The organism is Herbaspirillum sp. YR522 (assembly GCF_000282575.1).
Taxonomy (GTDB): Bacteria; Pseudomonadota; Gammaproteobacteria; order Burkholderiales; family Burkholderiaceae_D; genus Herbaspirillum.
The window spans coordinates 16,241-41,993 of record NZ_AKJA01000132.1 but is presented as its reverse complement, the minus strand read 5'-3'; the positions used below and the strand labels follow the sequence as shown (position 1 = coordinate 41,993).

Sequence of the window (25,753 nt, the reverse complement as noted above, 5' to 3'; positions counted from 1 at the left end):
TTCCATGCCTTTTTCTTTGTCTGACGAGCAAAAACAAAATCTGGTATGGCTGATCGTCGGGTTCCTGCTGCTTGCCTTGCTCGTTGCGCTGGGCCCCATGCTGTCGCCGTTCGTGGCCGCCGGCATCATCGGCTACGCCCTCAATCCGGGCGTGGACTGGATCGCCCGCAAGCGCATCGGCCCGCTGCGCATCCCCCGTTTCGTGGCGGTATGCATCATGGTCATGCTGCTGGTGCTGGCCATGCTGGCGCTGGCGCTGATCGTCATTCCGCTGGTGTTGCGCCAGATTCCCCAGTTGCAGGCACAGATACCGCCGCTGCTGGACCAGCTCAACGCCTTCGTCTCGCCGCGCCTGCACCAGCTGGGCATCGAGGTACGACTCGACATGGCCGGCATCAAGGCGCTGCTGACCCAGCAGATCAGCACCAGCAGCGACGAGATGTGGGCCTCGGTGCTGGCCTCCCTGCGGGTCGGCGGCACCGCCCTGCTGGCCGGCCTGGCCAACCTGCTGTTCGTGCCGATGGTGCTGTTCTACCTGCTGCAGGACTGGCACCCCTTCATCAAACGCATGCAGACCCTGATCCCGCGCCGCTGGGCCGGTCGCGTCACCCTCATGGCCAGCGAGGTCGATGACCTGCTGGGGCAATACCTGCGCGGGCAATTGCTGGTGATGCTGGTGCTGGCGATCTATTATTCGGCAGCGCTGAGCGCAGCCGGCTTCGACAGCGCGCTGCCGGTGGGCGTGCTGACCGGGTTGCTGGTGTTCATTCCCTACGTGGGCTTCGGACTGGGCCTGGTGCTGGCGATCCTGGCGGCGGTGCTGCAGTTCGACGGCGTCTACGGCCTGCTGTGGGTAGCCCTGATCTATGGCCTGGGCCAGGTGCTGGAAAGTTTCATCCTGACCCCGAAACTGGTCGGCGAACGCATCGGACTGCATCCGCTGGTCGTCATCTTTGCCTTGCTGGCATTCGGCCAGCTGTTCGGTTTCGTCGGCGTGCTGCTGGCGCTGCCGACCTCGGCTATCCTCTCGGTGCTGGCCATGCATGTGCGCCGCGAATACCTTGCCAGCAATTTCTACAACCGTCAGCCATGAAACAGATTCCGCTCGATCTCAGCGCGGACCGCCCGCAAAGCTTCGAGACCATCATCGCCGGTCGCAACCAGGAACTGCTGCAGCGACTGCAGCAACTGCTGGTCGGGCCGGACCGCGCCAGTCATACCGTCAGTGCCAGCACCGACCGCTTTTTGTACCTCTGGGCCGAGAGCGGCGTGGGCAAGAGCAGCCTGCTGCAGGCCATCGCCCGCGAGGTCGGCCAGCACGCCCGCCTGATCGGCGCCAGCGCCGCCGAGCCCGAGTTCGACTACACGACCCAGGTGTCGCATTACCTCATCGACGACGTCGACCAGCTTCCCGAACCAACCCAGGTCGCCGCCTTCAACCTGTTCAACCAGATCCGCGAACAGGGCGGCTGGCTGATCTCGACCGGCAAGCTGCCGCCGACCCGCCTGGAAATGCGCGAAGACCTGCGCACCCGCCTGGGCTGGGGCCTGATCTACCAGGTACACGACCTGTCGGACGACGAAAAGATCGCCGCGCTGCTGCACGCAGCACTGGCGCGCGGCATGGAAGTGCCGCTGGGCGTGCTGCAATACATGCTGACCCACTACCGGCGCGACATGCCCTCCTTGTCGCGCATGCTCGATGCGCTCGACCGCTACTCGCTGGCGACCAAGCGCGCCATCACGCTGCCCCTGCTGCGTGAGCTGATACAACAGGAATCCGAACAACAATGAACCTCGCCTTATTCGATCTCGATCACACCCTGCTTCCGCTCGACTCCGACCACGAATGGGGCGAGTTCCTGGCCCGCACCGGCGCGGTCGAAGCCGACAGCTTCCGCCAGGCTAACGATGCCTGGTTCGCGCATTACCAGGCCGGCACCCTCGATCCGTACAAGTACCTCGAGTTCGCCTTCGGCATCCTGTCCGGGTTCCCCCGTGCCAGGTTGGACGAGATGCATCGCCAGTTCATGGCCGAGGTCGTGCAGCCGGCGATCCTGCCGCAAGCCGTGGCGCTGGTGCAAAAGCACCTGGCCGACGGCGACCTGGTGGCCATCGTCACCGCCACCAACCATTTCGTGACCAAGCCGATCGCCGAGCAATTCGGCAAGGTCCACCTGATCGCCGCCATGCCCGAGCTGGATGCGGCAGGCAACCTGACCGGCAAGCTGCTGGGCACACCCACCTTCGGCCCGGGCAAGATCACCCATACCGAAGCCTGGCTCGAGCAACTGGGGCATGACCTGTCCAGGTTCGAGCGCAGTTACTTCTACAGCGATTCGCAAAACGATATCCCGCTGCTCGAGCGCGTCACCCATCCGGTGGCCACCAACCCCAATGCCAAGCTGCTGGCGCACGCCCAGGCGCGCGGCTGGCCGGTACTGGATCTCTTCGACGGCCACGCCCAATGATCAAAAAACTGATTCGCTCGATCATCAGCCGCGGCCGGGCCAAGGTCGAGGCGCCCGTGGTGTCCGCAACAGAGCCGCAGATCCTCGGCCCCCAGCTGCACGGCATCGACCCGCAACTGGTCTCGCCCAACGCGGTTCGGGTGACGCAGACCCTGCAGGATGCCGGCTTCAAGGCTTTCATCGTCGGTGGTGCGGTGCGCGACCTGCTGCTGTCGATCAAGCCCAAGGACTTCGATGTCGCCACCAACGCGACCCCGGAGCAGGTCAAGCAGCTGTTTCGTCGCGCCTTCATCATCGGCCGCCGGTTCCAGATCGTGCATGTGATGTTCGGCCAGGAGCTCATCGAGGTCACCACCTTCCGCGGTGCCTCGGCCGACGCCTCGCCCAAGGACGAGCACGGCCGCGTGCTGCGCGACAATACCTTCGGCGAACAGCACGAAGACGCGGTGCGCCGCGACTTCACCATCAACGCCATGTACTACGACCCGGCATCGCAGACGGTGCTGGACTATCACGGCGGTATCGCCGACATCCGCGCCAAGACGCTGCGCATCATCGGCGAACCCGAGGCGCGCTATCGCGAAGACCCGGTGCGCATGCTGCGCGTGGTGCGCTTCGCGGCCAAGCTCAAGTTCAACATCGACCCCGCCAGCAGCCAGCCCATCCGCGTGATGGCACCGTTGATCGACAACGTGCCCGCGGCCCGCGTGTTCGACGAAATGCTCAAGCTGCTCATGAGCGGCCATGCCCTGGCCTGCCTGCAGCAGTTGCGCAAGGAAGGCCTGCATCATGGCCTGCTGCCGTTGCTCGACGTGGTGCTGGAACAACCCCTGGGTGAAAAATTCGTCACGCTGGCACTGGCCAACACCGACGAGCGGGTGCGCCAGGGCAAGCCGGTGTCGCCGGGCTTCCTGTTTGCCTCGCTGCTGTGGCACCAGGTGCTGGAGAAGTGGCGCGCCTACCAGGCCGCCGGCGAGTTCCCGATCCCGGCGCTGCACCTGGCCGCCGATGACGTGCTCGAGGCGCAGACCGACAAACTGGCACTGCAACGCAAGATAGCCTCCGACATGCGCGACATCTGGGCCATGCAGCCGCGCTTCGAACGCCGCGTCGGCAAGGCGCCCTACAAGCTGCTGGAGCACCTGCGTCTGCGTGCCGGCTACGACTTCCTGCTGCTGCGCTGCGAATCGGGAGAGCTCGACGCCGAGCTGGCGCAATGGTGGACCGACTTCATGAATGGCGGTGGCGCCGAGCGCGAAGAGCTGCTGGCCCGCAAGCCCGCCGATGGCGCCTCGCCCACCGGTGCGCCCAAGAAGCGCAAGCGCCGCGGTGGCCGCGGCCGCTCGCGCGCCGATGGCGAAACCGGTGCAGCCGACACCGCACGGGAAGTCACCGACAGTCCCGAGCGCCCCGAAGCTGCCCCGGCCGCCCCTGCCGCCGCCGCCCAGGACGACGCCGACGGCGCCGCACGCGCTGCGCGCAGCCGGTCCCGTACGCGCCGCCGCAAGCCGGCCGGCGACGGCGGCCCGGGCTCGTCCGAGCAGGGTTGAACGATCGATGCCGGTGATCGCCCATGTCGGCATCGGGGCCAACCTGGGCGACGCCCGTGCCAGCGTCGAGCAGGCCATCGGGCAACTGGCCGGCCTTGCCGGCTCACGCCTGCTGGAGCGTTCTTCGCTGTACCGCAGTGCCCCGATCGATGCCGGCGGCGACGACTACGTCAATGCGGTCGCCGCAGTGCTCACCGACCTGCCCCCGCTCGAACTGCTGCACGCATTGCAACGGATCGAGCAGCAGCATGGCCGCCTGCGGCCTTATCGCAATGCGCCACGCACGCTCGACATGGACCTGCTGCTGTACGGCGGGCAATGCATCCATAGCGACGAGCTGACCGTGCCGCACCCACGCATGATGCAACGGGCCTTCGTGCTGGTTCCGCTGCTGGAGATCGCGCCCGCCATCGTCGTGCCCGGCCATGGCCCCGCGCAGGCCCGACTGGCCGGCGTCGCCGGCCAGGTCATCGCCAGGCTCTGAATCACTGGGGCCGCACGGCGCCGTCGTCGCCCTCGGCGCGCAACTCGGGCAGGCGCTTGTGATGGCCCTTGAGCCATAGCGGCAATTCATTGGAAGGCATCGGCTTGGCGATCAGGTAGCCCTGGCCGATATTGCACCCGAAACCCTGCAACAGGCGCCAGTCCTCGATGGTCTCGATACCCTCGGCCACGGTCACCAGCTCCAGGCGCTGCGCCATGTCCAAAGCCGACTGCAGGATCACCCGCAGGTTCTGGCGCTGGTGGGCCCCGTGTACGAACGAACGATCGATCTTGAGTTCGGTGAAGGGGATGCGTGCGAGCTGCTGCATCGAAGAAAAACCGGTACCGTAATCGTCGATCGACAGGCCGAAACCCTTGAGCCGCAAGCGCGCCAGCATGCCCAGCGAGTTACCCTTGTTGGATACCACCGACCCCTCCGTGATCTCCAGCACCAGCCGGTCGGCGGCCAGCGAGTGGCGGCCCAGCAGGTCGAGGATGCGCTGCATGAAGTCGGGCTGTTCCAACGACAACGGCGACAGGTTGACGGCCACCTTGATCGGCAGGCCGCGACTGTGCCAGACCGCCGCCTGCTGCATCGACTGGTCCATCATGGCGATGGTCAGGTCGTGGATCAGGCCGCAGGCCTCGGCCAGGGGAATGAAATGGTCCGGGGCAATCACGCCGCGCTCGGGATGGATCCAGCGCGCCAACGCCTCCACGCCTTTCAGGATGCCGGTCTGCACGTCGACCTTGGGCTGGTAGAACGGCACGATCTGGCGCGTGGCGATGGCCTGGGCCAGGTCGCTCTCGCACACCGTCGGTCCCGGATCGGCACGCTTCTGGTGGACCGCCCCGCCGGGCTTGAAGCTACGCAGCGCCAGCGCGATCTTTTCGCTGCTCAGCGGTTTTTGCAATGCGCCCAGCACGTTCATGCCCAGCGCCTGGATCATGGTCTCGACCGACAGCAGCAATGACGCTTCACGACTGGAGGCCACGATCAATGGCATCTGCACCCCCTTCTGCTGCAGCTGCTGGATCAGCTCGATGCCATCCATGCCCGGCATCTCCAGGTCGATCACCGCCAGCCCCGGCGGCAGCTTGAGCAACCCCAACAGCTCCAGCGCCTCGTTGCCATTGCCGGCCTCGTAGATGACGTCCACCCCGAGTGCCTGCAGCAGGCGCACCGTGTGCTGGCGCTGCGGCGCGCTGTCGTCGACCACCAGTGCCGACTCGATCTGTTTATCCTGGTTAGCGGTAGCCATAGTTTTCGATCACTGCAGAAATATTTGCGAGGGAGATGACGTCGCCGACGCCACCCAACTGGATTGCTTCCTTCGGCATGCCGAAGACCACACTGCTGCGTTCGTCCTGGGCATAGGTGGCGGCGCCGCGCTCGGCCATCTCCTTGAGTCCGCGCGCCCCGTCGTCGCCCATGCCGGTCATGATGATGCCCACCGCGTTGCTGCCGGCCGATTTCGCCACCGAGCGAAACAACACGTCCACCGATGGCTTGTGCCGGCTTACCAGTGGCCCATTGACCACCTCGACGTAGTACTGCGACCCGTCCCGCCGCACCATGAGATGCATGCCGCCCGGGGCGATCAGCACGCGCCCTGGCAAGACCCTGTCCAGGTGTTGTGCTTCCTTGACCTCGACCGGCGAGATCGTGTCGAGGCGCTCGGCGAAGCTGCGGGTAAAGCGCTCCGGCATGTGCTGCACCACGACCACGCCAGGACACTGCGGCGTCAGGCCCGACAACACGGCCTCGAGCGCCTGCGGCCCGCCGGTCGAGGCACCGATGGCGACGATGTGCCTGGTGGTCGGATGAAAGGCATCGACTGCCCCTGGCGCGGCCAGCACGACGTCGGCCGTGTGCCGAGGCTGGCCCTGGTTGGCCAAGGCAGGCGGCACCGGCGCCGGCGTCAGCGGTGCTGCCTGCTCGGCTGGCGCGGCGGCATTCATGCGACCGATGCGGGCCGCCGCGGCCGCCCGGATTGCATTGGCCAGGTCGTCGAAGCTGTCGTGCAGGAAGTCGCGCACGCCCAGTGCCGGCTTGCTGATGATGCTCACCGCGCCGGCCGCCAGGGCCTCGGCGGTTACCGCCGCGCCAGCCTCGGTCAAGCTCGAGCAGATGATCACCGGCGTGGGGCGGATGGCCATGATCTGCTTGAGAAAGGTAATGCCGTCCATGCGCGGCATCTGGATATCGAGCACGATCACGTCCGGCCAGCGCTGGCGCATCTTGCGCATGGCGAAGATGGGATCGGACGCGGTGGCGATGACCTCGATGTCGCCGCTGGCGGCCAACAGCTCATGCATCAGCTGGCGCACCACGGACGAGTCGTCCACCACCAGCACCCCGATCATGATGGTTTCCTGTAGATCGATGGCGAGTGCATCTCGAGCGGCAACGGCATGCCGTGCAACGACTCGGAGTGCCCCACCACCAGATAGCCGCCCGGCCGCAGCCGTGACACGACGTCGCCGACCACCTTGAGCTTGGTCTCGGCATCGAAATAGATGATCACGTTGCGCAAGAACACCAGGTCGAACTGGCCATCGTCGCTGGCGGCCAGGTCGGTCAGGTTGCGCTGGGCGAATTCGACCGCGCCGCGCACGGCCTTCTCGAGCAGGAAATGGCCCTCGTATTCGCCGGTGCCGCGCAGGCAATAACGCTTGAGGAACGAGGGCGGGATATTCTGCCCGCGCGCCATCGGATACAGCGCGCGGCGTGCAAAGTTGAGTACGCGCAGGCTCACATCGGAGGCAAACACGCTCCAGCCGCCACCGGGCCGATGGGTATCGAGCAACATCGCCAGCGTATAGGCTTCTTCGCCGGTGGAACTGGCGGCGCTCCAAACCCGCAGCCGCGCCTGGTGGCGCCACAGCGGCAACAACTCGCGCACGACGAAATCGAAATGGGCCTGCTCGCGGAAGAAATAGGTCTCGTTGGTGGTGATCAGGTCGATCGCCCGCTGCCGCTCCGCGTGGTTGGCGCTGGGCGCGATCAATGCGTGGTAGTCGGCCAGCTGTGCCAGCCCCAGCTCATGCATGCGCGCGCCCAGGCGGCTGTGCAGCAAGGCTTTCTTCGACAGCGGCAGGTGCAAGCCGATATGTTGCTTGAACAATTGCTGGAACAGCAGCATCTCGCGATCGCTGACCTCCGGCGTGAGTACCTCGGGAACCGGGGTCATCGCTTCAGCCGCCGTTGACTTCCGGCCGGTCGTCGCCGGCCAGGATACCGTCGGCACTCAGGCCAAGCAGGCTGGAGAGTTCGTCCACCGAAAGCACTTCCTTGACATCCAGCACCACCACGAAGCACTCGTTGACCCGGATCATGCCTTCGATGAAGGCGGCGCGGATGCCGGCGCCAAACGATGGCCGCGGCTCGATGGTGCTGGCGTCGAGGGTGAGCACCGCACTGACCGCGTCGACCATCACACCCAGCAGCAGCAACTGGCCGTCCTGCTCCAGTTCCATGATGATGATGCAGGTGCGCTTGGCGAACACCGTCGGCGCGCGTCCGAAGCGGACCGACAGGTCGATCACCGGCACTACCGCCCCGCGCAGGTTGATGACGCCACGCAGGAAGCTTGGCATCAAGGGAATCTCGGTCAGGCCGCCGAACTCGATGATTTCGCGAATGTTCTCGATGGGCATGGCGAAACTTTCCCGGCCCACCAGGAAAGTGAGGAACTGGCGGCTCTCCACCACCACTTCCGGCGGCTTGCTCCTGGCCAAGGCCCCATTGAGGCTCACACTGGGCATTGCGTTCTCCTGTTACCGATCTGGCTGTGTTGGTCTGGCACGCGCGCGCTCATGCGCCCCCCGTGGCCGCCGTCCTGGTGCCGGCCAGTTCGCGCGGGTAAAGCGCATCCGAGCGGGGGCGCTGCAACGAGAAATACCCCATCAGCTCACGCAGGTTGACGGCCTGCGAGCTCATTTCCTCGGAGGTGGCGGACAGCTCTTCGGAGGCCGCCGCGTTGACCTGCGCGGCCGCCGATATCTGGTTGATGGCGGTATTGATCTGCAGTAGCCCGGCATTCTGCTCGCGTGCCGAAAACGATATCTCGTCGACCAGGTCCGCGGTACGCTGGATCGATGGCAGCATGCCATCGATCAGTTCGCCGGCCCGCTCGGCCAGCTCGGTGCTGCGCCCGGCGACCTCGACGATCTCCTGGGCAGCCGCCTGCGACCGCTCGGCCAGCTTGCGTACCTCGCCGGCCACCACCCCGAAACCGCGACCGTGCTCGCCGGCGCGCGCGGCTTCGATGGATGCATTGAGTGCCAGCAGGTTGGTCTGGTAGGCGATGTCGTCGATCACGCCGATCTGGCCGGCAATGGCGCGCAGGGCGTCAATCGTCTCGCGCACCACCTGCACGCTCTCGCTGGCCATGCGGGCTGCGTCGCCGGCGATGGCATTGGTGCGATTGGCGTTGTCGGTATTGTGCAGCACGGTGGCGGTCATTTCCTCGACCACGCTGCCGGTCTCCTGCGCATCGGCCGCCTGGCGCGACGAATTGTCGCTCAACTGCATGGCCGCGGCCGCCAGTTGCCCGGCGCCGTTGGCCAGCATGCTGGTCGCCAGGCTGACGTCGCCCAGCACGCCGCCCAGGCGTTCGGTCATCTGCTGGGCACTGTGCAGCATGCTGCCCTGGCCCAGGGTCGAGACCTTGAAACGTACCGTCATGTCACCGCCGGCGGCGCGGCGCAGGCTCATCATCGCCTCGCGCGGATCGCCGCCGATCTGGCGTGCAAACAGCAAGCGCACGTAGAACCCCATGGCCAGTGCGATCAGTGCCGCCATCGCCGTGACCGCCGCGACCTCGATGATGTTGCGGCGCTCCAGGTCATCGGCCAGCTGCTTGTTGAGAGTGGCCTGGCGCACGTTTTCGTCGGTCAGCAGCTGCAACTGGTTGCGCATGCGCTCGGCATGCAGCTGGAGCGTGCTGCCCTCGTAGCCGGCCCCGCGCAGCGCCGCCGTACGGGCCTCGAGCATCACCCGCTGGTAGTCGGCCAGGATGCGATCGGCCTGGCGCTGCAGGTCGGACTCCATCGGCGTCAGGACCGTGGTGCCCTGGTAGGCCTGGTAGGACATGACCATATCCTGCAATTGGCGTTCCACGGTGGCTGCGTTGCGGCTGCGCTCGTCGGCGGCCTGGGATTTCTGCAACAGCGTCATGCTCAGGAAAGCCTCCTGGGCATATTTGCGCGTGTCGTTGAGGTAGACGATGGTCTTGAGGTTGGAGCGGTAGATGTCCTGCAGCAGGGCATTGACCTTGTACAGGTTGTAGGCGGCCTCGGCACCGACACCCAGCGTGATCACGGCCCCCAGCATGAAAAACAGCGTCAGTTTGTTCGCCAGCTTCATCGCACCTCCCCCTTGTTCGGCCGGTCACCCCGTGCCCCCTGCCACCCCTGCCACCCCTGGCCCCGCTGCGCGCCCGCCGCGCTCAAAAACGCTTGAAGGATGACTCGTCCACGGACTGCTCGGCGTTATCCAGCATCGACAGCCGACGTGCCCTGGCCTGCGGACTGATCGCGGCCGGTTCGTTGACGGTGGCGCTTGGCCGCAATGGCGTGCTGCGTGTTTCGCCGACCCGGAAAAAGCGCATCAGGTCCTGCAGGTGGATCGCCTGAGCGCTCATCTCTTCGGAGGTCGACGACAACTCCTCGGACGCCGATGCCGTCATCTGGGTGGTCTGCGCCATCTGGTGTACCGCGTTGTTGATCTGTTCCAGCCCGGCCGACTGTTCGTGCGAAGCGGCGGCGATTTCCTGGACCAGGTCGGCCGTCTTGCGGATCGATGGCACCATCTGGTTGAGCAGTCCCCCTGCCTTCTCGGCCAGTCCCACGCTCTGTTCGGCCACGGCGATGATTTCCTGCGCCGCCACCTGCGAGCGCTCCGCCAGCTTGCGCACCTCGGCCGCGACCACGGCAAACCCCTTGCCGTGCTCGCCGGCGCGGGCAGCCTCGATGGCGGCATTAAGCGCCAGCAGGTTGGTCTGGTAGGCGATGTCGTCGATGATACCGATCTTGCCGGCAATCTGCTTCATCGCCGCCACCGTCTCGCGCACGGCGTCGCCGCCGTCGCTGGCCGCGCGCGCCGACAGGCTGGCGATATTGTCGGTGGTGCGCGCGTTCTCGGCGTTCTGGGCGATGGTGGCGGTGATCTGTTCCACCGAGGCACTGGTCTCCTCGACGTTGGTGGCTTGCTGGGACGCATTGTGCGACAGCGCCTGCGACGAAGACGAGATCTGCTCCGAGGCCGACGCCAGCGAGCTGGCCGTGCCACCGACGTCGCCGATGACTTCGGTCCATTTGTTGATCACCTGCTGGGTGCTGTAGAGCACGCTGACCTTGTCACGGGACGACAAGGGCACGTTGACGGTCAGGTCACCTTCGGCCACCCGGCGCAGCACGGCCATGGCGTCGCGCGGCTCGCCGCCGATCTGGGACCGGATCGTGTAATAGGCAAACCACAGGCACAGGAACAGCACCAGCACCGACGCCGCCAGCAGCCAGAATATCTTCTGCTGCAACTGGGCATATTGTTGCTGGGCATGTTGCACCTTGGCCTGGGTCCGCTCGTCCACCAGCCGCAGGAAATCGTTGACCGGGCTCATGGCGCGCCCGAACAGGCTGCGATAGTTCTGGTCAAATACCAGCTCCTGCGCCATGGCCTGGTTGGGCGCGCCGACCACGGTGAACTTGCCTTCGCCGTCGTCGAACTCGCCCTTGACCGCATGAAAGGCGGTGATATCGATCTTCGAAAGTTGATCGGCGACCTGGATCGCATCGCGCATCTTGGACAGTTCCTGCTCGGTAAAGCCGGACTGCTTGATCAGCTCGGCCAGCGGTACCGGGCGTGCATCCTTGCCATCTTCGAGCTTGCGGGCGACCACCAGGTCCCAGTTGAAACGATCATAGTTGCCGGGTCGGGCGCGCTTGCCGTTGCGGATGTCGACGATCATGTAATAACGTTCTTCGTCGTTGGGGTCGCCCGTGGTGACATAGGCCCGGGCGAACTTGGTCATGTCCTCGGTGGTGCGCCGCAGCTCGTTGGCCAGGGTGGCCGAGTAGTAGCGCGAGGCATGTGCGTTCTCCAGTGTCAGGTTGGCCTCGCGCAGCGCGTCGGTGAGGCTGATGACCACCGCCACCAGCAGCGACAGCACGACTGCCAGCCAGATGAAGAGTTGCTTGATGCTCATCCTGTGGGTCAATGTATTGTTCATGTTGCATCCCTATCTGGGGTCGTTCACGATTCGGAGCGGCTGCGTCATCACGGACCTGCCTGGACCATCTGGTGCTGGTCATGCTGCTGCGTGTAGTGGATCAGGTGCGGGATGTCGAGGATCAGCGCCACCCGTCCATCGCCCAGGATGGTCGAGCCGGACAGCCCCTTGACCTTGCCGAAGAGCATGCCCAGCGGCTTGATCACGGCCTGGCATTCGCCCAGTAGCCCATCGACCAGCAGGCCCGCGCGTTGCTGGCCATACTGCACGATCACCAGGCTCTTGCGGGAACGTCCCTGCTCTGCCAGGTCGAACAGCTCCCGCAGCGGTACGAATGGCAGTGCCTCGTCACGCACCGAGACGATATGGCGCCCGCCATGATGCTCGGGCATGTCGATGCACTCGACCACCATATCCAGCGGCACCACGAACACGGCATTGCCCACCACCACCTGGAAGCCCGAGATGATGGCCAGGGTCAAGGGCAGGCGCACCCGTACCACGGTGCCTATGCCGGCCTGGGTATCGATGTCGATCTCGCCACGCAGGGCGTCGATATTGCGCCTGACCACATCCATGCCGACACCGCGCCCGGACAGGGCCGTCACCTGCGCCGCCGTGGAAAAGCCCGGCTCGAAGACGAAGCGGTAGATCTCGGCGTCGGACAGGTCGGCATCGGCCGTGGCCAGGCCCCGCTCGACCGCGGTGGCCAGGATACGGTCACGGTCCATGCCGCGACCGTCGTCCATCACCTCGATGACCACGCTACCCGATTCGTGCGACGCATTGAGCTGCAGCGTGGCCTTGGCCGGCTTGCCGGCCGCGATGCGCCTGGCCGGCGGCTCGATGCCGTGGTCGATGGCGTTGCGCACGATGTGCATCAAGGGATCGGCGATGCGCTCGACCATCGATTTATCCAGTTCGGTATCGGCGCCGGTCATGACCAGCTCGATATCCTTGCCGAGGTCCTGCGCCAGATCCCGCACCACCCGGGGAAAGCGCTGGAACACCTCGTTGATCTGCACCATGCGCAGCGTCAGCGCGGCATCGCGGATCTGCTCCATCAAGGTGTGGATGGTCTGGGTCGCCTCTTCGAACTGGCTATCCTTGCGACGCCGCGCAATCAGGCGCGCACCGGCGCCGGCGATCACCAGCTCGCCCACCAGGTCGATCAGCTGGTCCAGCTTGGCGACCTCGATCTTGATGAATTTCTGTTCCTGTGCCCGGCGCTCTTCCAATAGCCTGGGGCGCGCACTGCCGGCCACGGCGCCGTCGCCATCGAGCGGGCGCGGCGACGGCGCCATCGGATCGATGGCCAGCGCCGGGACCACCAGCTCATCGTCGAGGGAGGCACGCCGGGCCATGCCCAGGCCATCCAGTTCGTCCGCGCTCAAGGCGCCGTGGGCGTGCCATGCCTGCCCCAACGCCAGGGCGCTGGCCGGGCCCAGCCGATGCAGTACCGCGCCATAGGCCGACAAAGCGCTATGCGGGGCAATGATCTCGATGCGGCTGTCGTCGCGCACGAACTCGAACACGTTCTCCAGCGTCTGCTGGCTGGAATCGGAAATGAGGCAGATCTCGAACCCCACATAACAGGTCTCGGCGTCCATCTGCGGCGCCGCCGGCATGTCTTCCTGCACCGTGACGATGGCCACGATGCGGCCCAGCGTGCGCAGGTAATGCAGGAACGACACCGGGTCGAGCCCATCGCGCATGACGTTGCGATTGAATGTGAGCGACAGGTGCCAATACGGATTGGAGGCCGATGGCCCGGCGGCCACCCGCGGCGCGGCGGCGGGCGCGACGCTCGCCGTCGTCGGCGCCGGCGCGGGCGCTGCCACTGCCCGGCCAGGTCCGCCCAGCAACAGGTTCAGTGATGCCTCCAGTTCGGTGCGACGCGGCAGGTCCGGCTCGCGGTCTTCCTCGTGGCGCTCGATGGCATCGACCAGTTCGCCGATGTAGTCGCCGCACTTGAGCAGCAGCGACATCATGTGCGGGTCGAGCGAGAGCTGCCCGGTGCGCACCCGGTCCAGCACGCTCTCGACCAGATGCGTGAACTGCACGATGCTGTCGAGTGCGAACAGGCCGGCCGATCCCTTGATGGTATGGGCGGCGCGAAAGATGGCATTGATGGCGTCGCGCGATGGGCCATCCATCTCGATCTGCAGCAGCGCCGCCTCCATCGCCACCAGCAGTTCGCGGGCTTCCTGCACCACCGCGTCGCGCGCCGAATCCTTCTTCATGCTTCCTCCTGCGCGGCAGGCCCGGGCGGCGCGGCAAAGAACAGCGAATGCAGCTGCAACAGGTCGAACACCGCCAGCACCGGAGGGCTGTAGGCGATGACGTCGACCGCGCGCTGCTGCGCTGCGGCTTCGCGTCGCAGCAGCAACAGCAGCTGCACGCCGGCGGTATCGATCTCGTCCACGCCGGACAGGTCGAGCGCCAGCGTGCCCTGGCTGCGCGCCAGGATGTGCAGCAGCTCAGGCTTGCGCTCGGCCGCCTGGAAGATCGTCAGGCCGCCGTTGAACGTCAACAGCGACCTGTCATGCTGCAGTGAATACTTCAATGGCATCGCAGGTGTCCTCGGTTCACGGCAGCACCAGCTTGGCCACGGCCTCCAGCAGCACCGCCGGCTGGAACGGCTTGTGGACCCAGGCGCGGATACCGGCGGCCTTGCCCTCCTGCTTGAACGCCTCGCCGCTTTCGGTGGTGAGCATGATCACGGGGGTAAAACGATAGGCTGCCATCTGCTTCATCTCCCGCACGAAATTGAGGCCATCCAGATGGGGCATGTTGAGGTCCGAGATGACCAGGTTGAACTTGCGGCCATCGAGTTGCCTGAGTGCATCCCTGCCGTCGCTGGCCTCGACCACGTGGTACCCGGCCGCCCTCAAGGCGATCGAAATGGTCTGGCGCAGGCTGAATGAGTCGTCGACGATCAAAATGCTCTTTTCCATACGAGGCTCCATCAGAAGAAGTCGACCTGTGACTGCAGCGTGGGGCGGCCCCCTGCGCCGGCATGCACCTGGCGTTGTTCCGGGGTGGTATAGGTCTGCTCGAGTTCGGCCAGCCATTGTTGCGGCGACGGCAGCGTGCTTTCCGGGGAGCGGCCCTGCATGCGGGCGATGTCGCCCTGCAGTTGCTCGAGAATCTGACCGATGCGGTCCTGGAACTGCAGGTTGACCAGAATCTCGCCCACCTCCTGGTCGACCGCCCGGTTCTCGGCCGCCATCTGCTCTACCGTCGAAGCCAATGCGGTGGCGGCCTGGCCGAACCGGGCCAGCACCCGCTCGATCATGGCGCGCGAGTCCTCGACGATGCCGTCGGCGCCGTCGGGCAGCTCCACGGCGGCAATCACCGCCGCCTGGATCTGCTGGCGGGCGGCCTTGGTGCGCAGCACGATCTGGCGGCTGTTGGCGGCCGCGCGCTCGGCCAGCTCCTGCCAGCTTTGCTGGTCGCTGAGCAGGTCGCTCACGCCGGCCTGGCCAGCCAGTTGCTGGTTCTGGAGTGCCAGTTGACGAATTTCGTCGTTGGCCGCGGCCAGCCCTTCGAGCTTGCCCTGCAGCGACTGGCGCGAGGCCAGGATGCGTTCCAGCGCCTGCGCCAGGGTCCCGAGCTGTTGCCCGGCATCCTGCAACAGCTGCCCGATCTCGGCGCCTGGCGCGTCATGCGCCAGTTGCCGGCTGCGTCCCAGGCGCTCGTTGATACCGGCAAAACGGGCGCTGAGCGTATCGATGGCGCCCTGGGTCTGGGTGCGCGCCAGTTCGACATGCCCGCGCCATATCGGCAACACCTGGCGCAACAGGGCCGGCAAGCCGTCGGGCATCGTCCCGGGCGGCGCCGGGACCGGCTCCTGGGCAGGCGCCGGCAGGCAGGTCAGGTAGAACGCGCCGCCGATGAACAGGCCCACCAGCGCGCCCAACCACCAGCTGCCGGCCAGCATCATGAACAGCAGCAGGTTGAGCACACACAGCACCGGCAAGACATGACGTAGCGATTTCAATCCCACTCCTTCTTGTTATCCTTCGATCCCCCGTCGCCGACGGCAGCACACGCCACACGGCACTATTGGCAGCCCAGGCAGGTCTATCCCCAAAGCAACCGCGCCGGCGCCAGGCCCATTGGGGGCCTAAGCCATTTTGCGGTCTCCAGGCGCCTCGCTTTCTTTCGAATAAAGGGCGATTTACTACCGAATTGTCAGGGACACCACGCTATTCCGACTAAACATTGTCAAAACAACCACATGAATCCTCTCTTATCCATCAGCCGGGGCTGAAGCCCGACACGCCGGTGGCGGCGGCAAAATCAACTACAATGCCGCACCTGCCGGGACACGATTTCCGACATCCAAGAAAAGAGAACATCCATGGAACTGGACAGCTATCGCTATATCGCCATCGAAGGCCCGATCGGGGTCGGCAAGACCTCGCTGGCGCAACGTCTATCGACCCTGTTCGGGGCCCACGCCCTGCTCGAACAACCCGAGGCCAATCCCTTTCTGGCCGACTTCTATCGCGACGCGCCACGGTTTGCGTTCCAGACCCAGACCTGCTTCCTGCTGCAGCGCCTGCATCAATTGCGGGCACCACTGGACGAGGCGCTGCTGGAGCAACGCTTCGTGGCCGACTTCATGCTCGAGAAGAACATGCTGTTTTCGCAACTGACCCTGCCCGAACCCGAACTGCTGCTGTACCAGCAATTGCATGCGCAATTGGGGGTGCAGGTCCGGGTGCCGGACCTGGTGCTGTATCTGCAGGCGCCGGTGGAGGTGTTGCAGGCGCGCATCGCGCAACGTGCCGTCGACATGGAAGAGGCGATCTCGGCGGAATACCTGCAAAGCCTGTCGGACGGCTACAGCAACTTTTTCTATCACTACGACGAGGCGCCGGTGCTGACCATCAACACCGAGCACCTGGATCCGGCACACCAGGATGCCGACCTCCAGACGCTGCTGCTGCACATCGAAGCGATGCGCGGCAAGCGTGCCTTTCTCAATCAGGGAGTTTGAACCCATGGCAGGTTATCTTCAGCAATCCGGTTCGGCCGCGCGCAGCAAGCCGGTCACGACACACACGCTGCAGGCGATGCGCAACAAGGGCGACAGGATTTCAATGCTGACCTGCTACGACGCCAGCTTCGCCAGCCTGATGGATCGCGCCGGAGTCGATACGGTATTGATCGGGGATTCGCTGGGCATGGTCTGCCAGGGCCATGGCTCGACCTTGCCGGTGAGCCTGGCCGACGTCGCCTACCATACCGCCAGCGTGGCGCGCGGGGCCGGCGCCATGCTGGTCGTCGCCGACCTGCCGTTCGGCACCTACGCCTCGCGCGAAGATGCGTTTGGCCATGCGGCAGTGCTGATGCAGGCCGGTGCGCAGGTGGTCAAGCTGGAAGGCGGTGCCTGGCTGGCCGACACGGTCAGGTTCCTCACCGAGCGCGGCATCCCGGTGTGCGCCCATATCGGTCTCACGCCGCAATCGGTGCATCAACTGGGCGGATTCAAGGTCCAGGGCAAGACCAGCGACGGCGCTACCCAGTTGCATGCCGATGCGGCCGCGCTGCAACAGGCCGGCGCCTCGCTGATCGTGATCGAGGCGGTGCCGGCGACCCTGGGCCGGGAAGTCACCGAGCGCCTGACCATCCCCACCATCGGCATTGGCGCCGGTCCCGACTGTTCGGGCCAGGTGCTGGTGATGCACGACATGCTGGGCGTCTTCCCGGGCCACAAGAGCCGCTTCGTACGCAATTTCATGGAAGGCGCCGACAGTATCGAGGCCGCGCTCGCAGCCTATGTGACGGCGGTTCGGGAGGGCAGCTTCCCGGCGCCGCAACACTGCTTCTGACCCTATCCGAAACCGCGCCCGGCCACGCTCAATGCCGGGTGTCGGGCGCGTCTGCCTGCGACGGTACCGGCACCAGGTCAGGGTAGTGGCTGCGCCCCAGCATCCACACGAAGGGACTGGCGATGGTCAGTGACCATTGCGCCGCAACCCTGTCGACCCCGCTCAGCGTCATGGCATCGAAATCGTCCAGCGTCATCGGCGTGGCATTGCCGTCGGCAGCTTCTTCGATGCATTTTTCCTTGATCTTCTTGATGGCGTCCCGCTTGGATGCTTCGTGGTCATCCATGGCACCGACCCGCACGATATTCTCCATGCCCGGCATCAGCGGCTCGAGCACCAGGTCGACCAGTTCCTTGGGCACCGCGAACCCCAGCAATTTGGCGCTGGCCGCCAGCGGTGCGAACAGGAAGGCGATGTTGCCTGCGCCATTGCCGGTCTGCATCATCAACTGGTTCATCGCTTCCTTATGGCAAAACCTGGTCACTGCGGCGTCATCGCTCAACGCGAGCTCTTGCGGCGGGGCCAGGGTCCGGTCCACCAGTCGCTTCTTCACCGCCAGCGCCAGCTCGGCATGCAGGATGCCAAAGCCGATGGCCGGCGAAATGGAAGTGCCCATGATGGCACCCGCGCCCAGGAGCGCCAGGAAGGCCGGATTGGACGACAGCGCACCGGCGCCGGAATAGAGCGTGGTCATGGCCACACTGACTCCCGAGCCGGTGAGGAAGGATTGCATCTGGGTCTCGGTGATGGCGGCCAGCGGGCCGGTGGGCTTGACGAAACCCATGGCCTTGGCCACCCCCGCCAGTTTGCTTTCCGGGTTGGCGGCCCCGGCGCCCAGCAAGGCCAGGTGCGCCAGCATGACCCCCATGTTGGCGCCTGGCTGGCCGAAGGTCTTTTCGTACAGGTCGGCGATGCCGCCCACCTCGATCCCCTTGACCGTCATGGCCTGCGACCTCAGCTCTGCCATGCAGCCCATGCCGTTGTCGCCCAGGTCAGCGCCGCCCAGGAACAGTTCGGTCACGATCGACTTGGGCAAGCCGTCCGGCGTCAGGTGCTTCACCGCTTCCATGAACATCCCGCCCAGGGCGTAGGGCGCGACGTCCTTGGCCGTCTCCAGCGCCGAGCCGCCCTCGAGGAAGGTATTCATCAATTCGGCGGCCACCAGCTTGCGGTGCAGGCGCATCGCAGCCGGCTGGTCGGCACCGCGCAGCGCGCCCGAGATCTTCTCGGCCAGCGCGGGATCGTGGCTGGAGAAGGCTTCGATGATCCTGGCGTCGTCCAGTATCTTCAGCACGTCCTGGTGCACCCGCTGGTCCTGGCCGCAGATGACGTATTTGAGCGCCAGCAGCATCGGCACCTGCTCGATCTCGACCGTGGTGGTGGCGGCGCCATGCAACAGCGGCGTCGATTCGTCGCTGCGCGCGCCCGCCGGATTGAAGACTTCGAATGGTTCATCGACGATCAGGCGCTTGCGCAGCGGTTCCTCCACCGCTTGGCTCAGGTGTTCCCGGTCGGCACACTCGCGCACCAGCAGCGGCGTATTGCCCGCCACCTCGCTGGTGTCGAAACCGGCCACCCCGAGCCACTTCTCGAGCAGGACCTGGTCGTCGGTGTCGACCACGCCCGGCGCCTTGTTGATGAAACCATAGCGCACGGTTTCGGTGGTCGCCACCGGCTTGCCCTGTGCGATCCACTTGCCGAGCATGTTGGCATCGACTTCATCGTTGTTGCCCGGATTATTCCTGATGCGCGTCGAGGCCCTGCCGAAAATGCCGCCCGATGCCTGCAAGCGGGAGGTGGCCTGGCTCAGCATCTGCGTGATGTGCGCATCCGTGTGGCCCTGCTCGCGCGCGGCTCGCACCTGGGCGTACATGTCGTCGATGGCGTCCAGCGTGAGGTCCACGCGCGGGCTGCTCGAGGCCATGTGCTGCACTGCCGCGGCGACCTTGCCGCGGCCGGCACGCTCGACCACCCCGGCCAGTTGCGGGTGATAGTCGAACAGCACCTGCAGCTTCTGTTCCAGGCCCAACTGGGCCAGCACATGCGGCTGCGGACCGCCAGCCTGTCTCTGCCGCTCCAGCAACAGCGCCGCCAGGCGGCCTGGCTCGCCATGCGGCGTGCTCGTCGGAAAGAGCCGGAAATTGCTCATCTCGCTGGTCTTGTCCATCAGGTTGCCAAGTCGGGTCTTGAGCCGATTGCGCCGGATCAGGCCGCCGGCCTGGCCATCGTCGTCGGTCTGGCCACGCAATTGCTCGTGCAGGGCCATGAGCTCCTCACCCAGCGCCTGCGTGACCTGTTGCAAATGGCGGGCGGTGTTCCTCAGCCTGGTCTGGGAGGTCTTGGGCAATGCCAGGCCGGCCGGACCGGTGGCGCGTTGCTGGTCTGTCGACAGGGCTACCTTCGGGGTCGTGACCGGCACCGATGCCGATTTGAGGTCGGCCGGTTTCAGCGCGGCAGGGTCGAGACCGGCCGTCACCACAGGGAAGCTAGGAGCGATCGTGGGCATATTGATTTCTTTACAGGTTTGCGCCTGGCCAAACGTGAGCGGACCGCGGGCGAGGCGGTCGCGCGATTCATTCGTTTCAGGCTTGGTGGGGCGAGGAGTGAGGCAACGGAAATAAGTGACGATTCTTTCCTGCCCGGTTCCATCCACCCGCGTCGGCATCGGCGTCGGCGTCAGGCCAAGGCACATGCGCCACGGATCGGCAGGCCAGGCCTGCGCGGCGCGGCGCGGCGATGACATGGTCCCCATGCAAAACGGCCCGGTCGATTCCTCGACCGGGCCGCTGTTGACTGGGCCATGCGCCCGTCCACCCCAAACGCTGCAGGCCGCCTCAGCGTTGCACGTCGGCGTAACGCGCCAGGCTCTGGCTCAGGTGGCGCTGGCATTCGTCGGCACTGCCGATGGCCTCGGTCAGGTTACGCAACAGGCCATCGTGCACGCCATAGACCAGGCCATAGATACTGAGCTCCTGGCCGCGCTCCCAGGCGTCGGTGACGATGGTGGTGCGGCAGATGTTGGCCATCTGCTCCAGCACGTTGAGTTCGCACAGGCGATCGTGCTGCTCGTTGTGGCTCATGCCGTCGTGGAAACAGTGCAGGTGCTTTTCATGCACGTCCTGCACATGCTGCAGCCAGTTGTCGGCCAGGCCGACACGGCGCTTGGTCAGCGCGGCCGACACGCCGGCGCAGCCATAGTGGCCGCAGATGATCACGTGCCTGACCTTCAGTACGTCAACGGCGAACTGCAACACCGACAGGCAATTCAGGTCGGTGTGCACCACCACGTTGGCGATGTTGCGATGGACGAACAGTTCACCGGGCAGCAAGCCCAGCAGGTCGTTGGCCGGCACGCGATTGTCCGAGCAGCCGATCCACATGTATTCGGGCGAGCGCTGGGCACCCAGCTTCTTGAAGAAGTCGGGGTCGCGGGCGGTGATTTCGGAGGCCCAGCGGCGGTTTCCCTTGAGCAGCTGTTCCTGGATCATGTCTTGTGGGCTTGGTGATGTCATGGGCGGCAAGATCTGGTTGGTCGCGCGCATCGATGCGCCGTCTGCGTGGGCAGGCGGCGCGATAGCGCGCTGGATGGATGAGCGAAAGACAAGCAGCTTGCGGCCGGCATCGTTGCGATGTCCGTGTTGCCGATGTCGCGCCGATATGCCGGCCCCTGCGCGACGCTGCTTTTCAGGCGTGTGGCTCCTGGTCTTCCGGTTGCCACGGCACATGGGCACCGTGGACGATGGCGATATCACCGCGATTGCATTGTATAGAAGATACGCGGCAAGGAAGCGGCCGGCGCATGGCCGGCCGGTATCCGGCACGAAGCCCGTTACTCGAAGAATTCCTTGACCTTGTCCTTCCAGGTCTTGGTTTGCGGGCTATGCTTGGCGCCGCCTTCGGTGGTCAACTGCTCGAACTCGCGCATCAGGTCCTTCTGGCGTTCGGTCAACTTCACCGGGGTCTCGACCACCACGCGGCAGAACAGGTCGCCCGGCACCTTGGAGTGCACGTTCTTGACGCCCTTGCCGCGCAGGCGGAAGGTCTTGCCCGATTGGGTCCCCTCGGGAATGGAGAAGGCCGCCTTGCCATTGAGCGTGGGCGCTTCGATCTCGCCGCCCAGCGCTGCCTTGGCGAACGAAATCGGCATTTCGCAGCTCAGGTCGTCACCCTCGCGGTGGAACACATCGTGCTGCTTGATGTGGATCTCGACATACAGGTCGCCCGACGGGCCACCGTTGACACCGGGCTCGCCGTTGCCACCCGAGCGGATACGCATGCCGTCGTCGATCCCGGCGGGAATATTGACTTCCAGGGTCTTGTTGCGCTTGATCCGTCCGGCACCGGCGCAGGTCGGGCAGGGTTCGGGAATCACCTTGCCGCTGCCGTGGCACTTGGGGCAGGTCTGCTGGATGCTGAAAAAGCCCTGCTGCATGCGCACCTGGCCGTGACCGCCGCAGGTGCCGCAGGTGGTGGGCGTGGTGCCCGGCTTGGCGCCATTGCCGTGGCAGGTGCCGCATTCGTCCCAGGACGGTACCCGGATGGTGGTATCGAAACCGTGGGCGGCCTGTTCCAGCGTGATCTCGAGGTTGTAGCGCAGGTCGGCGCCGCGATAGACCTGGGGTCCCGCGCTGCGGCCACGACCACCGCCGCCGCCACCGAAGATGTCACCGAAGATGTCGCCGAAGGCATCGGCGAAACCACCGGCGCCGGCGCCCGCGCCGCCGCCCATGTTGGGATCGACGCCGGCATGGCCGTAGCGATCGTAGGCTTGGCGCTTCTCGGGATCGGACAGCATCTCGTAGGCTTCCTTGACCTCCTTGAACTTCTCTTCAGCGCCCTTGCTGTCAGGATTGCGGTCAGGATGATACTTCATCGCAAGCTTGCGATAAGTCTTCTTGATCTCTTCGTCGGTGGCGTTCTTGGCCAGTCCGAGAATCTCGTAAAAATCGCGTTTTGCCATATTTGCAACTCGTCTCTAAAGGCCGAAACCAACATACGGAAAAAGCCAAGTGCAGCGTTGGTCGCTGAACCTGGCGTGGCCGCCGGTGCTTATGCGTGCACTGGATAATACGCACTTCAAAAATCGGCCCGGGTTGCCAAACCGGCTGCTTGTCACAGCCGGTCTGGCACCCGGGCACATGCCGTCCGTCGTTGGCGTCAGGCTGGGATTACTTGACTTCCTTGAAGTCGGCGTCGACCACGTTGTCGTCCTTGGCACGGCCGGCACCGGCGGCAGCGCCCTCGGCCGCACCACCGGCGGCGCCAGCGCCACCGGCCGCGGCTGCCTGCGCCTGCTGGTCGGCATACATCTTCTCGCCCAGCTTCTGCGCCGCAGTCGACAGGGCAGCGGTCTTGGCATCGATAGCTGCCTTGTCGTCGCCCTTGAGGACATCCTCGAGTTCCTTGATGGCTGCCTCGATGATTTCCTTCTCGCCGCCTTCCAGCTTGTCGCCGTATTCGGTCAGCGCCTTGCGGGTGGAGTGCACCAGCGCATCGCCCTGGTTGCGGCTCTCGGCCATCTCGCGCAGGCGCTTGTCTTCTTCGGCGTTGACTTCGGCGTCACGCACCATCTTTTCGATCTCGTCCTCGTTCAAGCCCGAGTTCGCCTTGATGGTGATCTTGTTTTCCTTGCCGGTGGCCTTGTCCTTGGCGCCCACGTGCAGGATGCCGTTGGCGTCGATGTCGAAGGTCACTTCGATCTGCGGCGTGCCGCGTGGCGACGGCGGGATGCCTTCCAGGTTGAACTCGCCCAGGCCCTTGTTGCCGGCCGCCATCTCGCGCTCGCCCTGGTACACCTTGATGGTCACTGCCGGCTGGTTGTCGTCGGCGGTAGAGAACACCTGGCTGAACTTGGTCGGGATGGTGGTGTTCTTCTTGATCATCTTGGTCATCACGCCGCCCATGGTCTCGATACCCAGCGACAGCGGGGTCACGTCCAGCAGCAGCACGTCCTTGCGATCACCCGACAACACCGAACCCTGGATCGCGGCGCCCACGGCGACGGCTTCGTCGGGGTTGACGTCACGGCGTGGTTCCTTGCCGAAGAATTCCTTGACCTTTTCCAGCACCTTGGGCATGCGGGTCATGCCGCCGACCAGGATCACGTCATCGATATCAAACACCTTCACGCCGGCATCCTTGATGGCGATGCGGCATGGCTCGATGGTCTGGTTGATCAGTTCCTCGACCAGCGATTCGAGCTTGGCGCGGGTGATCTTCAGGTTCAGGTGGACCGGCGCGCCATTGGCCATGGCGATGTACGGTTCGTTGATCTCGGTCTGTTGCGACGACGACAGCTCGATCTTGGCACGCTCGGCGGAGGCCTTGATGCGTTGCAGGGCGATGGCGTCCTTGGACAGGTCCAGGCCGTTGATCTTCTTGAACTCTTCGATGATGTAGTCGATCAGGCGCTGGTCGAAGTCTTCGCCACCCAGGAAGGTGTCGCCGTTGGTCGACAGCACTTCGAACTGCTTTTCACCATCGACATCGGCGATCTCGATGATCGACACGTCGAAGGTACCGCCGCCGAGGTCATACACGGCGATCTTGCGGTCGCCCTTTTCAGCCTTGTCCAGGCCGAATGCCAATGCCGCCGCGGTCGGCTCGTTGATGATGCGCTTGACGTCCAGGCCGGCAATGCGGCCGGCATCCTTGGTGGCTTGACGCTGTGCATCGTTGAAGTACGCCGGCACGGTGATGACCGCCTCGGTCACTTCTTCGCCCAGGTAGTCTTCTGCCGTCTTCTTCATCTTGCGCAGCACTTCGGCCGAGATCTGTGGTGGTGCCAGCTTCTTGTCGCGCACGCCGATCCAGGCGTCGCCGTTGTCGGCCTTGACGATCTGGTAGGGCATCAGGTCGATGTCCTTCTGCACGTTCTTCTCGTCGAACTTGCGACCGATCAGGCGCTTGGCCGCGTAGATGGTGTTCTTGGGGTTGGTGACAGCCTGGCGCTTGGCGGGTGCGCCGACCAGGACTTCACCGTCTTCTTGATAGGCGATGATCGACGGCGTGGTACGCGCGCCTTCGGAGTTCTCGATTACCTTGGGCGTATTGCCTTCCATGACGGAAACGCAAGAGTTGGTGGTGCCCAGGTCAATACCAATGATTTTTCCCATGATTTTTCCTCGATCGGCCCTGGATGCCGGGCCATAGTAGTTTTGAATGGTTTTAATATGTGGAGGACAGTCAGAGTTTCAAGCGCCGGAGCCAGCCCAAAAAGCAATTTTTATGCCTTTTGGCGTCCGCCGCCTGAATTACTTTCCCTGTGCCACCGTCACCAGTGCCGGGCGCAGCAAACGCTCGGAAATAACGTAGCCCTTCTGCAACACGGTGACCACGGTATTGGCGTCCTGCTCGGCCGGCACGGCCGAGATGGCCTGGTGCTTCATCGGGTCGAGTTTTTCACCGGCTTGTGGGTTGACCTCTTGCAACTTGTTTTTTTCGAACGCCGAAGACAGTTGCTTCAAGGTCATCTCGACCCCTTCCTTGAGCGATTCAAGGCTGGGATTGTCCAGCTTCAGGGCCATTTCAAGACTGTCCTTGACCGCCAGCAGCGATTCGGCAAACCCTTCGATGGCAAATTTGTGGGCCTTGGCGATATCGTCCTGGGCGCGGCGGCGAATGTTTTCGCCCTCGGCACGCGCCCGCAGGAAAGCATCCTGCATCTCGGCGGCACGCGCTTCAGCGGCGGCCAGCTTGTCTTCCAGTGTCGGCTCGGCGGCAGCGACCGGCTCCACCTGGGCCTCGCCTTCACCGCTGTTCACCTGTTCGGCCTGCACCGACGCCTGCTCGTTCTGGGCTTGCTGTTTATCGTTGTCTTGCATTCCTGAATTACCTCCAACAAATCAAAGCGTTACGTGAAGTCTTGCCAGGCGTCCCGTCGCCAAGGCACAACAGGGATGACAGGACCGAACCCGGATGCCGCCCTAGATAAGGGGGGCTTGCCCGCATTTCAAGGCCTTTTTGCCTTTTCCTGTCATTTCAACAAGAGAATTGTTACGAGGGGTTACAAACATGTCGCGCCCCGGCTTCAAGTCGATGCCGGCGTGGCCTAACATGGTGGGGCGCCATGCGCGGACAGCGCCGACATCCAAATGGGGGACACCATGAAATTGCCTCTGATCGCAGTGACCATCCTGGTCGCGGCCTACAGCCTGCTGGCGACGGCGTGG

The 25,753-nt window shown here is 64.7% G+C and carries 22 protein-coding genes; 7 read left to right on the top strand and 15 right to left on the bottom strand.

The genetic code is table 11. From position 1 onward, the window contains the following. The first annotated feature begins 4 nt into the window (after window positions 1-4). The 5 genes from PMI40_RS18425 to folK are packed head-to-tail and all read left to right on the top strand — an operon-like array spanning window position 5 to window position 4,505. Window positions 5-1,093, top strand: a complete 1,089-nt coding sequence (locus tag PMI40_RS18425) for an AI-2E family transporter (protein ID WP_040502386.1) — start codon at window positions 5-7, stop codon at window positions 1,091-1,093. Continuing rightward, entirely contained in the window at window positions 1,090-1,794 is a 705-nt protein-coding gene (hda, locus tag PMI40_RS18420; RefSeq protein WP_008118470.1) for a DnaA regulatory inactivator Hda, read from the top strand. Before PMI40_RS18425 ends, hda begins: the two co-directional genes overlap by 4 nt. Further along, window positions 1,791-2,471 carry an HAD family phosphatase gene (locus PMI40_RS18415; protein WP_008118467.1) on the top strand — a complete coding sequence of 227 codons (681 nt, stop codon included), beginning with the start codon at window positions 1,791-1,793 and terminating at the stop codon, window positions 2,469-2,471. The genes hda and PMI40_RS18415 overlap by 4 nt, the downstream gene beginning before the upstream one ends. After that, window positions 2,468-4,021: a polynucleotide adenylyltransferase PcnB gene (pcnB, locus tag PMI40_RS18410; RefSeq protein WP_008118465.1), complete on the top strand. Its 1,554-nt coding sequence runs from the start codon at window positions 2,468-2,470 to the stop codon at window positions 4,019-4,021. Before PMI40_RS18415 ends, pcnB begins: the two co-directional genes overlap by 4 nt. A 7-nt stretch (window positions 4,022-4,028) precedes the next feature. Continuing rightward, window positions 4,029-4,505, top strand: a complete 477-nt coding sequence (folK, locus tag PMI40_RS18405) for a 2-amino-4-hydroxy-6-hydroxymethyldihydropteridine diphosphokinase (RefSeq protein WP_008118462.1) — start codon at window positions 4,029-4,031, stop codon at window positions 4,503-4,505. 1 nt (window position 4,506) lies between these two features. On the opposite strand, the gene PMI40_RS18400 is transcribed toward folK, so the two are convergent. The 10 genes from PMI40_RS18400 to PMI40_RS18355 form a co-directional block, all read right to left on the bottom strand. Further along, window positions 4,507-5,766 carry an EAL domain-containing response regulator gene (locus tag PMI40_RS18400; protein ID WP_008118459.1) on the bottom strand — a complete coding sequence of 420 codons (1,260 nt, stop codon included), beginning with the start codon at window positions 5,764-5,766 and terminating at the stop codon, window positions 4,507-4,509. Then, a complete protein-coding gene (locus tag PMI40_RS18395) occupies window positions 5,753-6,871 on the bottom strand; it encodes a chemotaxis response regulator protein-glutamate methylesterase (protein WP_008118457.1) in 1,119 nt (372 codons plus the stop codon). The genes PMI40_RS18400 and PMI40_RS18395 overlap by 14 nt, the downstream gene beginning before the upstream one ends. After that, on the bottom strand, window positions 6,868-7,698 hold the full coding sequence (locus PMI40_RS18390) for a protein-glutamate O-methyltransferase CheR (RefSeq protein ID WP_008118455.1): 831 nt from the start codon (window positions 7,696-7,698) through the stop codon (window positions 6,868-6,870). Before PMI40_RS18390 ends, PMI40_RS18395 begins: the two co-directional genes overlap by 4 nt. A 4-nt stretch (window positions 7,699-7,702) precedes the next feature. After that, window positions 7,703-8,272 carry a chemotaxis protein CheW gene (locus PMI40_RS18385; RefSeq protein ID WP_008118446.1) on the bottom strand — a complete coding sequence of 190 codons (570 nt, stop codon included), beginning with the start codon at window positions 8,270-8,272 and terminating at the stop codon, window positions 7,703-7,705. Window positions 8,273-8,321: 49 nt separating this feature from the next. Beyond that, window positions 8,322-9,875 carry a methyl-accepting chemotaxis protein gene (locus PMI40_RS18380; protein ID WP_008118445.1) on the bottom strand — a complete coding sequence of 518 codons (1,554 nt, stop codon included), beginning with the start codon at window positions 9,873-9,875 and terminating at the stop codon, window positions 8,322-8,324. An 82-nt stretch (window positions 9,876-9,957) separates the two neighbouring features. Next, window positions 9,958-11,739: a methyl-accepting chemotaxis protein gene (locus PMI40_RS18375; protein WP_008118444.1), complete on the bottom strand. Its 1,782-nt coding sequence runs from the start codon at window positions 11,737-11,739 to the stop codon at window positions 9,958-9,960. Between the two features lie 47 nt (window positions 11,740-11,786). Next, the gene (locus PMI40_RS18370; protein ID WP_008118443.1) at window positions 11,787-13,982 is read right to left on the bottom strand and encodes a chemotaxis protein CheA; all 2,196 of its coding nucleotides are present in this window, start codon (window positions 13,980-13,982) and stop codon (window positions 11,787-11,789) included. Next, on the bottom strand, window positions 13,979-14,311 hold the full coding sequence (locus PMI40_RS18365; RefSeq protein ID WP_008118442.1) for a lipid asymmetry maintenance protein MlaB: 333 nt from the start codon (window positions 14,309-14,311) through the stop codon (window positions 13,979-13,981). Before PMI40_RS18365 ends, PMI40_RS18370 begins: the two co-directional genes overlap by 4 nt. 16 nt (window positions 14,312-14,327) lie before the next feature. After that, on the bottom strand, window positions 14,328-14,696 hold the full coding sequence (locus PMI40_RS18360; RefSeq protein ID WP_008118441.1) for a response regulator: 369 nt from the start codon (window positions 14,694-14,696) through the stop codon (window positions 14,328-14,330). An 11-nt stretch (window positions 14,697-14,707) separates the two neighbouring features. Continuing rightward, the gene (locus tag PMI40_RS18355; RefSeq protein WP_238540979.1) at window positions 14,708-15,748 is read right to left on the bottom strand and encodes a chemotaxis protein; all 1,041 of its coding nucleotides are present in this window, start codon (window positions 15,746-15,748) and stop codon (window positions 14,708-14,710) included. Window positions 15,749-16,105: 357 nt separating this feature from the next. On the opposite strand from PMI40_RS18355, the gene PMI40_RS18350 reads away from it, so the two are divergent. Then, window positions 16,106-16,747, top strand: coding sequence for a deoxynucleoside kinase (locus PMI40_RS18350; protein WP_008118439.1), 642 nt, complete (start codon window positions 16,106-16,108; stop codon window positions 16,745-16,747). Between the two features lie 4 nt (window positions 16,748-16,751). Next, window positions 16,752-17,582, top strand: coding sequence for a 3-methyl-2-oxobutanoate hydroxymethyltransferase (gene panB, locus PMI40_RS18345; protein ID WP_008118438.1), 831 nt, complete (start codon window positions 16,752-16,754; stop codon window positions 17,580-17,582). A gap of 28 nt (window positions 17,583-17,610) precedes the next feature. Here panB and PMI40_RS18340 read toward each other — a convergent pair whose 3' ends face one another. The 5 genes from PMI40_RS18340 to grpE all read right to left on the bottom strand — a co-directional run bounded on the left by PMI40_RS18340 (window position 17,611) and on the right by grpE (window position 25,405). Further along, entirely contained in the window at window positions 17,611-20,088 is a 2,478-nt protein-coding gene (locus PMI40_RS18340) for a hypothetical protein (RefSeq protein ID WP_238540978.1), read from the bottom strand. A 328-nt stretch (window positions 20,089-20,416) separates the two neighbouring features. Next, a complete protein-coding gene (gene can / locus PMI40_RS18335; protein ID WP_040502413.1) occupies window positions 20,417-21,094 on the bottom strand; it encodes a carbonate dehydratase in 678 nt (225 codons plus the stop codon). A gap of 317 nt (window positions 21,095-21,411) precedes the next feature. Beyond that, the gene (gene dnaJ, locus PMI40_RS18330) at window positions 21,412-22,542 is read right to left on the bottom strand and encodes a molecular chaperone DnaJ (RefSeq protein ID WP_008118435.1); all 1,131 of its coding nucleotides are present in this window, start codon (window positions 22,540-22,542) and stop codon (window positions 21,412-21,414) included. 208 nt (window positions 22,543-22,750) lie between these two features. Continuing rightward, window positions 22,751-24,697, bottom strand: coding sequence for a molecular chaperone DnaK (gene dnaK, locus PMI40_RS18325; RefSeq protein ID WP_008118434.1), 1,947 nt, complete (start codon window positions 24,695-24,697; stop codon window positions 22,751-22,753). 138 nt (window positions 24,698-24,835) lie between these two features. Further along, window positions 24,836-25,405 (bottom strand): nucleotide exchange factor GrpE, encoded by a 570-nt coding sequence (gene grpE / locus PMI40_RS18320; protein WP_008118433.1) that lies wholly within the window; start codon window positions 25,403-25,405, stop codon window positions 24,836-24,838. Window positions 25,406-25,753: the final 348 nt, after the last annotated feature.

Excerpts from the sequence above, each read along its gene's own strand:
- pcnB (WP_008118465.1), top strand. The coding sequence starts at position 2,468 with ATGATCAAAAAACTGATTCGCTCGATCATCAGCCGCGGCCGGGCCAAG.
- PMI40_RS18350 (WP_008118439.1), top strand. The coding sequence starts at position 16,106 with ATGGAACTGGACAGCTATCGCTATATCGCCATCGAAGGCCCGATCGGG.
- PMI40_RS18415 (WP_008118467.1), top strand. The coding sequence starts at position 1,791 with ATGAACCTCGCCTTATTCGATCTCGATCACACCCTGCTTCCGCTCGAC.
- dnaJ (WP_008118435.1), bottom strand. The coding sequence starts at position 22,542 with ATGGCAAAACGCGATTTTTACGAGATTCTCGGACTGGCCAAGAACGCC.
- PMI40_RS18425 (WP_040502386.1), top strand. The coding sequence starts at position 5 with ATGCCTTTTTCTTTGTCTGACGAGCAAAAACAAAATCTGGTATGGCTG.
- panB (WP_008118438.1), top strand. The coding sequence starts at position 16,752 with ATGGCAGGTTATCTTCAGCAATCCGGTTCGGCCGCGCGCAGCAAGCCG.
- PMI40_RS18340 (WP_238540978.1), bottom strand. The coding sequence starts at position 20,088 with ATGCCCACGATCGCTCCTAGCTTCCCTGTGGTGACGGCCGGTCTCGAC.
- hda (WP_008118470.1), top strand. The coding sequence starts at position 1,090 with ATGAAACAGATTCCGCTCGATCTCAGCGCGGACCGCCCGCAAAGCTTC.
- PMI40_RS18360 (WP_008118441.1), bottom strand. The coding sequence starts at position 14,696 with ATGGAAAAGAGCATTTTGATCGTCGACGACTCATTCAGCCTGCGCCAG.
- grpE (WP_008118433.1), bottom strand. The coding sequence starts at position 25,405 with ATGCAAGACAACGATAAACAGCAAGCCCAGAACGAGCAGGCGTCGGTG.
- PMI40_RS18400 (WP_008118459.1), bottom strand. The coding sequence starts at position 5,766 with ATGGCTACCGCTAACCAGGATAAACAGATCGAGTCGGCACTGGTGGTC.
- PMI40_RS18390 (WP_008118455.1), bottom strand. The coding sequence starts at position 7,698 with ATGACCCCGGTTCCCGAGGTACTCACGCCGGAGGTCAGCGATCGCGAG.
- folK (WP_008118462.1), top strand. The coding sequence starts at position 4,029 with ATGCCGGTGATCGCCCATGTCGGCATCGGGGCCAACCTGGGCGACGCC.
- PMI40_RS18365 (WP_008118442.1), bottom strand. The coding sequence starts at position 14,311 with ATGCCATTGAAGTATTCACTGCAGCATGACAGGTCGCTGTTGACGTTC.
- can (WP_040502413.1), bottom strand. The coding sequence starts at position 21,094 with ATGACATCACCAAGCCCACAAGACATGATCCAGGAACAGCTGCTCAAG.
- dnaK (WP_008118434.1), bottom strand. The coding sequence starts at position 24,697 with ATGGGAAAAATCATTGGTATTGACCTGGGCACCACCAACTCTTGCGTT.
- PMI40_RS18375 (WP_008118444.1), bottom strand. The coding sequence starts at position 11,739 with ATGAACAATACATTGACCCACAGGATGAGCATCAAGCAACTCTTCATC.
- PMI40_RS18385 (WP_008118446.1), bottom strand. The coding sequence starts at position 8,272 with ATGCCCAGTGTGAGCCTCAATGGGGCCTTGGCCAGGAGCAAGCCGCCG.
- PMI40_RS18380 (WP_008118445.1), bottom strand. The coding sequence starts at position 9,875 with ATGAAGCTGGCGAACAAACTGACGCTGTTTTTCATGCTGGGGGCCGTG.
- PMI40_RS18370 (WP_008118443.1), bottom strand. The coding sequence starts at position 13,982 with ATGAAGAAGGATTCGGCGCGCGACGCGGTGGTGCAGGAAGCCCGCGAA.
- PMI40_RS18395 (WP_008118457.1), bottom strand. The coding sequence starts at position 6,871 with ATGATCGGGGTGCTGGTGGTGGACGACTCGTCCGTGGTGCGCCAGCTG.